The following is an 8,445-nucleotide window of genomic DNA, read 5'->3' as shown; positions in this document are numbered from 1 at the left end:
GGGCGGGAGGCGCCGGCGGTGCCGCGGCGGCTGCGGCGGCCGAGCAGGAAGAGGCCACCTGGCAGGACGTCATGCCGGTCGATACCCTGGGTCTGGAAGTCGGCTATCGCCTGATTCCGCTGGTCGACAAGGGCCAGAATGGCGACCTGCTCAAGCGCATCAAGGGCATCCGCAAGAAGTTCGCCCAGGAAGTCGGTTTCCTGGCGCCGCCGGTGCACATCCGCGACAACCTGGAACTGAAGCCATCAAGCTACCGCATCACCCTGAAGGGCGTGGAAATGGGCAGCGGCGAAGCCATGAACGGCCAGTTCCTGGCGATCAACCCCGGTATGGCGAGCGGCACGCTGCCCGGCACGGTCACCACCGATCCGGCCTTCGGCCTGCCGGCAATCTGGATCGACGCCGGCCTCAAGGACGAGGCGCAGAACATGGGTTATACGGTGGTCGACGCCGGCACCGTCATCGCCACCCACCTGAATCACCTGATCACGACCCACGCCTCGGAGCTGCTGGGCCGCACCGAGGTGCAGGCACTTCTTGACCATTTGGCAAAAGATGCGCCGAAGCTGGTCGAGGACCTGGTGCCGAAGGTCGTGTCGCTGTCGACCCTGCAGAAAGTGCTGCAGAACCTGTTGCAGGAAGGCGTGCATATCCGCGACATGCGCACCATCATCGAGACCCTGTCCGAGCATGGGGGGGCGGTGCAGGATCCGAACGACCTGACGGCGCTGGTGCGCATCGCGCTGGGCCGCGCCATCGTCCAGCAGCTGTTCCCGGGCACCAACGAGCTGTCGGTGATGACCCTGGACAACCGCCTCGAGCGCCTGCTGGTGCAAGCCCTGAACGCCGGCGGCGACGGTACCGGCATCGAGCCGGGCCTGGCCGACACCATCGTCCAGCAGGCCGCCAACGCCACCCAGCAGCAGGAGGCGATGGGGCTGACGCCGGTGCTGCTGGTGCCGGGACCGCTGCGCACCCTGCTGTCGCGCTTCCTGCGCCGGGCGCTCCCGCAGTTGAAGGTGCTGTCGCATTCGGAGATTCCGGAAACCAAGACGATCCGGGTGACGAGCCTGGTCGGCACCGCATAGTTCCGCGGCCGGCATACAAGACTCGCGTTTATAAGTTAATTATCGGTTGTCGGGCTACAACAAGTAGCGCTTTTCCTCATGCATGCGGTCAAATGTTAAGTTGATTTGTGCTAACATTTCTGCCGCGCTAGCAGTTTGGTATCTATTCGCCGCGTAGCGCTGTCACCGCGAGCTTACGAATAAAGGGAAGTAATTCATGCCGGAGTTTCAGTTTTTTCAGCTCGGATTGATCATATTCGGTGCAAGTTTCGTTGCATGCATGCTTATCGTGCTTTCGCAAAAATGGCACGGCAGCCTGTCCCATGACCATGACCTCGACGGCGTGCAGAAAGTGCATACGACGGCTGTGCCGCGTATTGGCGGCGTAGGCGTCGTTGCCGGCCTGGTGCTGGGCTTCTTGTATTTCCAGTACCGGTTCGCGGCGCCTGCACAGGCATCGCATACCCGGGAAATCCTCCTTTTGCTTGCGGCCAGCCTGCCGGCTTTCGTTGCCGGTGTGGTCGAGGACATGACCAAGCGTGTGTCCGTAAAAGCACGCCTGGCTGCCACGGCTTTGAGTGCGGTCATTGCGAGTGCCTTGCTCGGTGCAACCGTGAATCAACTCGATCTGTGGGGTGTCGATACGCTGCTGGCCTTTACGCCGTTTGCCGTGTTCGTGACCGCCATCGTGGTGGCTGGTGGCTCCAATGCGATCAACATCATCGACGGTTTCAATGGCCTGTCGAGCAGCACCATCATGATCATGGCGGCCGGCCTTGCGGCGGTCGGATTCCAGCATGGCGACGGCCTCGTGGTCATGCTCGGTGCGCTGGGTATTGGCGCCACGCTCGGCTTCCTGGCCGTGAACTACCCGCGAGGCAAGCTGTTCCTGGGTGACGGCGGCGCCTATTTCCTGGGTTTCTGGGTGTCGGAGATGGCGGTGCTGCTGCTGGTCCGCAACCCGTCCGTGACTGCCTGGCAGGTGCTGGCGATTTGCGCCTATCCAGTCATCGAAGTCCTGTTCAGCATGTACCGCCGCAAGGTTATCCAGAAGGTGAGCCCGGGTGCGCCTGATGCGCTGCACCTGCATACCCTCGTGTTCCGCCGCCTCGTGTTCAAGCATGTGCGCCAGGACGCCGTCCGTCCCTGGAAGCGTAACGCCGCAGTCGTGTGCGTCATCGCCCCGGCGGTTGCCATGTGCGTGGCAGGCAGCGTGGCGCTCGGCGCCTCCGCACCGGTAGGCCTGCTGATCGTCGCGGTCCAGGTCGCAATGTATGTAATGGTATACGGCCGTCTGGTTCGAGGCCGTTGGATGACAGGTCAGGTCGCTCGGGTTAACACCGACATGCGTGCCGGGGCAAAAATGCCTTGAGCGCCAAAGCTTGAGAGTAGAACGAAAAACGGACCCTTAGCGGGTCCGTTTTGTTATCCACCAGTGCTCGAATGAGATCGCAAGGTGGAAGAGCATGCCGGTGACGAAGAGGAAATCGGCCAGTCTGCCTCCACGGACCGCAGCCACGACGAGGCCGGCGACGATGAATGCTGTGCGCAATACCGGGATGCTACGGTCGAGCGCTTCGCAATAGTGCGCGAGAACGGTCTCTGGCCGTTCAGCTTGGCGTTTCGGTAGTCTCAGTTTCATGTGCTGGCCTTTCATGGACCATGTCGAAAGATTACTTGAACACAGTCTAACACGAGCTTTGGTGCAGGTTGTTACAATTCAACACAATTGTGTGCAATTGACATGGTGCGTCTCATCACCGCATCTTGCGCCAACTCGACGCGAATGGGAAATAAGCTGGTTTCCCCATCCTTTTCCCCCGATGGTTTCCGTGCGGCATCGTCAATAATCCTATCCGTGAATGGGCCACTGCGCCCGCCAACGAATAGCGACCGACTGACGTAACACCTGCCTGCAAGAGCGGAGACCAACGATGAACGTGAAGAAATTTACAGCCCCGACTTCCCGTGAGGCCCTGCGCAAAGTGCGTGATGCCCTGGGACCGGACGCGGTCATCCTGTCGAACCGCCCGGTGGACGGCGTGGTCGAGATCCTGGCGCTGGACAACGACGACGTCGCCTCGCTGGCCTCGCCGGCGCCGGAGTCGGAAATGGCGGCCCCGCGTCCCCAGCTGCAGCATCTGGACGATGCGCCGGCGGCACCGGCGGCCCGCACGCTGCATGCAGCCGGCCGTATCGACGGACCGTCCCCGCGCCCCTACAGCGCACCGTCCTTCGAAACTCCGGCCGAGCCGGCGGCACGCACTCCGATGGCCCGCCCGGCCATGCCGTCCTTCCACGACCTGGAAGAGCCGGCCCCGCAAACCTACGCCAACCGCCGCGCACCGCAGCCGGAAGCACCAAGCTTCGACATGGCCGCGATGACGGCCATGATGTCGGCCGCGATCGCCCAGGCCAAGGAATCGGCAGCCAGCGCGGCTGCCAGAGCTGTCCTGGGGCAGCACCCAGCAGCGCGAACCGCAAAAGGCCGCCGTGCTGCGGGAGATGCTGGGCGCCGGCTTTTCGGCCAGCCTGTCGCGCTATCTTGTAGACAAGCTCCCGGCCGGCAAGGATGCCGTCGAATCGCTCCGCTGGATCAAGACGGTCCTGGCGCGCAACATCACCACCATGAGCGACGAAGACGCGATCCTCGACCGCGGCGGCGTGTTCGCCCTGGTCGGCCCGACCGGCGTCGGCAAGACCACCACCACCGCCAAGCTGGCGGCGCGCTGCGTGATGCGCCACGGCCCGGAAAAGCTGGCCCTGATCACCACCGACGCCTACCGTATCGGCGGCCACGAGCAGCTGCGCATCTACGGCAAGATCCTCGGCGTGATGGTGCACTCGGTGAAGGACGAGGCCGACCTGCGGATCGCCCTGAAAGAGCTTCGCAACAAGCACACCGTGCTGATCGATACCATCGGCATGTCGCAGCGCGACCAGATGGTGACCGAGCAGGTGGCCATGCTGACGGAGAGCGGCGCCAACGTGCAGCGCCTGCTGTGCCTGAACGCGACCTCGACCAACGAGACTCTGAACGAAGTGGTGCGCGCTTACCAGGGCACCGGCCTGGCCGGCTGCATCATGACCAAGCTGGACGAAGCCGCTTCGATCGGCGGCGTCCTGGACGTGATGATCCGCCAGAAGCTGAACCTGTATTACGTGTCGACCGGCCAGCGCGTGCCGGAAGATCTGCACCTGGCCGACCGCGCCATGCTGGTCGACCGCGCCTTCCGCAACAAGAAGGAGGCCGCGGCCCAGTTTTCCGATGCCGACCTGCCGCTGATGATGGCCGGCCTCGGCAACCTGAACAGCGACCGTTCGCTGCGCGAGGTGACCATTGGCTAGTTTCGACTTCGACCAGGCCGAAGGCCTGCGCCGGATGCTGGCCGGCCCCAAGCCGCGCATCGTGACCTTCCTTTCGGCGACCCCGCAGGACGACAAGGGCGCCATGCTGATCAACCTCGGCGCCTCGCTGGCGCAGAGCGGCAACGACGTGCTGATCGTCGACGCCTGCGAGCGCGACTACGGCGTGGCCCGGCGCCTGGGCGTGGACCACGGTCCCGGCCTGCTGCAGGTGGCGCGCCAGGAGTGTGCGCTGAACCAGGTGATCCATCCGGCGCCGCAGGGCTTTTCGGTAGTCAGGCTGGATGCCGGCCGCACAGCCGATGAAACCCGCCGCCTGGCCAAGACCTTCGACGTGCTGGTCAAGCAGGCGGCCGGCAGCATCGTCATCGTCGACGGCGAATTCAGCGAGGAGGGCGGCTTTCCGGTGCCGATCATGGCCTCGTCGGAGATCGTGGTCCAGGTCTCGACCGGCGCGACATCCATCACGAATGCCTATGCCTTGATCAAGCGCCTGTCCCAGCATCTGGGCCGCCGTCCCTTCGGCATCCTTGTCACGGGCGCTACCGAAGCCGAGGCGAAGGTGGTATACGATAATATGTCATCTGCGGCAACACGTTACTTGGCGGTAACTCTGAGCTCCATGGGCTCCGTACCGGCCGACGAGTACCTGCACCGCGCCGCACGCCTCGGGCGTGCCGTGGTCGACGCTTTCCCGCTGGCGGGCGCTTCGGTGGCATTCCGCCGCCTGGCCGGCCGTTTTGCGACAGGCATGAGCCACGCAGCATAAGAGAATACGAATAAGCAAAAATGTACACGGTTAAAGGGAAAGCGGACAAGAATCACTTGCTGACGGAGCATATGCCGTTGGTGAAGCGTCTCGCCCACCAGATGAAGGCGAAGCTGCCGCCGTCCGTCGAAGTCGATGACCTGGTACAGGCAGGCATGATCGGCCTGCTCGATGCGATCGGCCGCTACGAAGAGAACCACGGCGCCCAGTTCGAGACCTATGCGGTGCTGCGGATCCGCGGCGCCATGCTCGATGAACTGCGCAGCAGCGACTGGATGCCGCGCTCGACCCGCCAGAACATGCGCAAGGTGGAGCAGGCGATGGCCGCGCTGCAGCAGCAGCTCGGCCGTCCGCCCAGCGAATCCGAAGTGGCGAAATCGCTCAAGCTGCCGCTGGCCGACTACCAGGAAATGCTGGGCGATTCCGGCGGCCATCAGCTGCTCTATTACGAAGACTTCCACAGCGGCGAAGGCGACGAGGGCAGCGACAGCTTCCTCGACCGCTATGCCGTCGACGAGGACGACCCGCTGCGCGCGCTGATGGAAACCGATTTCCGCCAGGCCGTGATCGACGCCATCGACGCCTTGCCGCCGCGCGAAAAACTGCTGATGGGCCTGTATTACGAGGAAGAGCTGAACCTCAAGGAGATCGGCGCGGTGATGGGCGTGTCGGAGTCGCGCGTCTCGCAGCTGCACAGCCAGGCGGTGGCCCGCCTGCGCGCCTACCTGCGGGAGCGCGCGTGGACATAGCCAGCCTGCTCGGGCTGCTGCTGGCGATCGCCGGCATCATCGTCGGCCACAACCTCGACGGCGGCAAGTTCTCCTCGCTGGTGCAGCCGGCCGCGTTCGCGATCGTGGTGGTCGGTACCTTCGGCGCCGTCCTGCTGCAGACCAGGAAATCCGCCTTCATCCGCGGCCTGCGCATGCTGCGCTGGGTCTTCGCGCCGCCGCCCGACCGCCGCCAGCACCTGGCGCGCGAAATCCACCTGTGGAGCCTGTCGGCGCGCCGCGACGGCCTGCTGTCGCTGGAACAGTATATGGTGAAGGCCGACCCCTTCATCCAGAAGGGCCTGCGCCTGGTGGTCGACGGCATCCATCCGGACAAGCTGCGCAGCCTGCTGGAAACCGAGATCAACAGCTACGAGATGCGCGAGCGCCAGGCCGCCCGCATCTGGGAAGCGGCGGCCGGCTATGCGCCGACGGTCGGCATCCTGGGCGCCGTGCTGGGCCTGATCCACGTGATGGAAAACCTGAGCGACCCCTCGCGCCTGGGCGCCGGCATCGCGGTCGCCTTCGTCTCCACGGTGTACGGCGTGGGCCTGGCCAACCTGCTGTTCCATCCGGTGGGAAATAAACTCAAAGGGATCGTCGCCGAGCGCGTGCTGCAGTACGAGATCCTGACCGACGTGTTCCACGACATCGCCACCGGCGACACCACCCGGGTGCTCGAGGAACGCATCGCCTGCCTGATGGCGCAGCACTGATCCGGGCCGGGCACATGGCGCGCCGCAAACCCTTCGTCGAAGACAGCGAGAACCACGAACGCTGGCTGATCTCCTACGCCGATTTCATCACCCTGCTGTTCGCCTTCTTCGTCGTGATGTATGCGGTCTCGGTGGTCAACGTCGGCAAGTACAAGGTGCTGTCGGACGCCCTCGGCGACGCCTTCGGCGGGCGCGGCGCCGCCGCGAAAATCAATACCTCGGTCGAGACCGACCCCTTGCCGCTGCCGCTGGCGAACATCATCGCGCACAAGCGTGCGGAGGCGGCCAAGCGTGAGCGCGAGCGCCTCGACCTGCTGGCGCGTAAACTCGACAGCGTGCTGGCGCCGCTGGTCAACAGCGGTAAGGTGCGCATCAACCGGAATGCCCGCGGCATCACCATCGAGATCAACGCCAGCGTGCTGTTCGACGAGGGCGACGCCGGCCTCGCCGGCAATGCCCGCGAGACCCTCGCCACGGTGGCCGGCCTGCTGAAGGACGACCCGCATGCGATCGAGGTCGAGGGCCACACCGACACCACCCCGATCGCCAACGCGGCCTTCCCCTCGAACTGGGAGCTGTCGGCGGTGCGCGCCACGACCGTGGTGCGGCTGTTCATCGAGAACGGCGTGCTTGAACGCCGCCTGGCCGCGATCGGGCGCGGCGCCAACCAGCCGATCGCTTCCAACGACGATCCCGTCGGGCGCGCGCGCAACCGGCGCGTGGCCGTCACCATCCTGGCGGGCACCGGCACGGAGTAATCCACCCTGCGCACGCTTGGCATTTCGGCCATGCCGGAGCACAATCGTTCAACCCGACAGGAGATGTCGATGCGCAGACGAACGATGCTGTGCGCCGCGCTGTGGCTCATGACGGCCACCGCCGCCCGCGCCGATGGAGGAGAACCGATGAATGTGCATGCGAGCCTGAGCGTCGACGCCAGGCATGACAAGGTGCTGGTGACGTTCAGGATCGAGAACCGCGGCGAGCGCAGGGTCGGCCTGCCGCGCGAGATCGCGGCGGATACCGAACTGGCGCGCCGCCTGTTCGACCTGCGCGAGCATCCCGGCGAGGCGCCGGTGCCGTACACGGGCCGCATGGTCAAGCGCGGCTCCTTGACCCTGGACGACTACGTCGAGCTGGCGCCGCACTCGGCCCACGCGCACACCATCGACATCACCCATGCCTACGCCTTCCGGCCCGGCACGCACACCTATGTGATCCGTTACGAGGGCAGCGCGCTGGCGGACGTGCGCCAGCTCGACTCCGCGGCCGATATCAAGACCGACGCGGTCATGTTCAGCCATACCCAGAAATAGGATGCCCAGGTAGCGCACCGGCAGGCCGTCGCGCGTGACCTCGAACAGCGGTGCCTCGATGGCGCCGAACGGCGTCTGCCACTTCAGCAGGTATTGGGTGGCCGCGGTCGCGTTGGTGACGCTGACCTCGACCACCACGTTGTCGCTCTTCGCCAGGTTCTGGCGTTCCGGCGTGACCCGGATCGTGACGTCGGCGGCCGCCGCCGCGGCGCCGGACCCGGCCAGCAGGCCCGTTGCCAGCGCCGCCCCGATGATCGTTTTCCAGTCCATGTCTTCCTCCCGGTGCTTGTCCAAAAACCGGTTGTAGCAAGCCGGGCGCCGGGAAATATTGCCGTGTCGCAAGAAACCACACTATGAGTGAGGCTTTAGCGCAACGGATTGATTGCTTGTCACAAATTTGGTTTCTTGTGCAGTGCACGATTGTTAGAATGTAATGATGCTGAA

9 protein-coding genes and 1 pseudogene are annotated in these 8,445 nt (G+C 64.7%); 9 read left to right on the top strand and 1 reads right to left on the bottom strand.

What is annotated here, in order from left to right:
* Both AC1DIX_RS07265 and AC1DIX_RS07260 read left to right on the top strand, forming a co-directional pair.
* On the top strand, positions 1 to 1,088 hold a 1,088-nt coding region (locus AC1DIX_RS07265), incomplete at its 5' end, for an FHIPEP family type III secretion protein (RefSeq protein WP_477323198.1).
* Positions 1,089 to 1,284: 196 nt separating this feature from the next.
* Positions 1,285 to 2,439 (top strand): MraY family glycosyltransferase, encoded by a 1,155-nt coding sequence (locus AC1DIX_RS07260; RefSeq protein WP_477323196.1) that lies wholly within the window; start codon positions 1,285 to 1,287, stop codon positions 2,437 to 2,439.
* Between the two features lie 36 nt (positions 2,440 to 2,475).
* Here AC1DIX_RS07260 and AC1DIX_RS07255 read toward each other — a convergent pair whose 3' ends face one another.
* Positions 2,476 to 2,724: a hypothetical protein gene (locus AC1DIX_RS07255; protein WP_477323194.1), complete on the bottom strand. Its 249-nt coding sequence runs from the start codon at positions 2,722 to 2,724 to the stop codon at positions 2,476 to 2,478.
* A 277-nt stretch (positions 2,725 to 3,001) separates the two neighbouring features.
* On the opposite strand from AC1DIX_RS07255, the pseudogene flhF reads away from it, so the two are divergent.
* From flhF to AC1DIX_RS07220, 7 genes and pseudogenes are all read left to right on the top strand, one after another.
* Positions 3,002 to 4,415: pseudogene (flhF, locus tag AC1DIX_RS07250) on the top strand (flagellar biosynthesis protein FlhF).
* The gene (locus AC1DIX_RS07245) at positions 4,408 to 5,202 is read left to right on the top strand and encodes a MinD/ParA family ATP-binding protein (protein WP_477323192.1); all 795 of its coding nucleotides are present in this window, start codon (positions 4,408 to 4,410) and stop codon (positions 5,200 to 5,202) included. Before flhF ends, AC1DIX_RS07245 begins: the two are co-directional and overlap by 8 nt.
* Positions 5,203 to 5,222: 20 nt before the next feature.
* Positions 5,223 to 5,951: an RNA polymerase sigma factor FliA gene (locus AC1DIX_RS07240; RefSeq protein ID WP_442122333.1), complete on the top strand. Its 729-nt coding sequence runs from the start codon at positions 5,223 to 5,225 to the stop codon at positions 5,949 to 5,951.
* Complete coding sequence (locus AC1DIX_RS07235; RefSeq protein WP_477252597.1) at positions 5,942 to 6,685, top strand: flagellar motor protein; 744 nt, start codon at positions 5,942 to 5,944, stop codon at positions 6,683 to 6,685. The genes AC1DIX_RS07240 and AC1DIX_RS07235 overlap by 10 nt, the downstream gene beginning before the upstream one ends.
* 14 nt (positions 6,686 to 6,699) lie before the next feature.
* Complete coding sequence (gene motD / locus AC1DIX_RS07230; RefSeq protein WP_477323190.1) at positions 6,700 to 7,443, top strand: flagellar motor protein MotD; 744 nt, start codon at positions 6,700 to 6,702, stop codon at positions 7,441 to 7,443.
* A 69-nt stretch (positions 7,444 to 7,512) separates the two neighbouring features.
* The gene (locus AC1DIX_RS07225) at positions 7,513 to 8,001 is read left to right on the top strand and encodes a hypothetical protein (protein WP_477252601.1); all 489 of its coding nucleotides are present in this window, start codon (positions 7,513 to 7,515) and stop codon (positions 7,999 to 8,001) included.
* A gap of 34 nt (positions 8,002 to 8,035) precedes the next feature.
* Positions 8,036 to 8,308: a hypothetical protein gene (locus tag AC1DIX_RS07220; protein WP_477323185.1), complete on the top strand. Its 273-nt coding sequence runs from the start codon at positions 8,036 to 8,038 to the stop codon at positions 8,306 to 8,308.
* Positions 8,309 to 8,445: the final 137 nt, after the last annotated feature.

The sequence above is a fragment of the Massilia sp. 05N420 genome (assembly GCF_056397205.1).
Note: the sequence above shows the minus strand (reverse complement) of the source record. Positions and strands in the feature narration are given on the sequence as shown.

Bases quoted from the DNA above. Each gene is read 5' to 3' on its own strand.
- AC1DIX_RS07260 (WP_477323196.1), top strand. From the start codon at position 1,285: ATGCCGGAGTTTCAGTTTTTTCAGCTCGGATTGATCATATTCGGTGCA.
- AC1DIX_RS07255 (WP_477323194.1), bottom strand. From the start codon at position 2,724: ATGAAAGGCCAGCACATGAAACTGAGACTACCGAAACGCCAAGCTGAA.
- AC1DIX_RS07240 (WP_442122333.1), top strand. From the start codon at position 5,223: ATGTACACGGTTAAAGGGAAAGCGGACAAGAATCACTTGCTGACGGAG.
- motD (WP_477323190.1), top strand. From the start codon at position 6,700: ATGGCGCGCCGCAAACCCTTCGTCGAAGACAGCGAGAACCACGAACGC.
- AC1DIX_RS07225 (WP_477252601.1), top strand. From the start codon at position 7,513: ATGCGCAGACGAACGATGCTGTGCGCCGCGCTGTGGCTCATGACGGCC.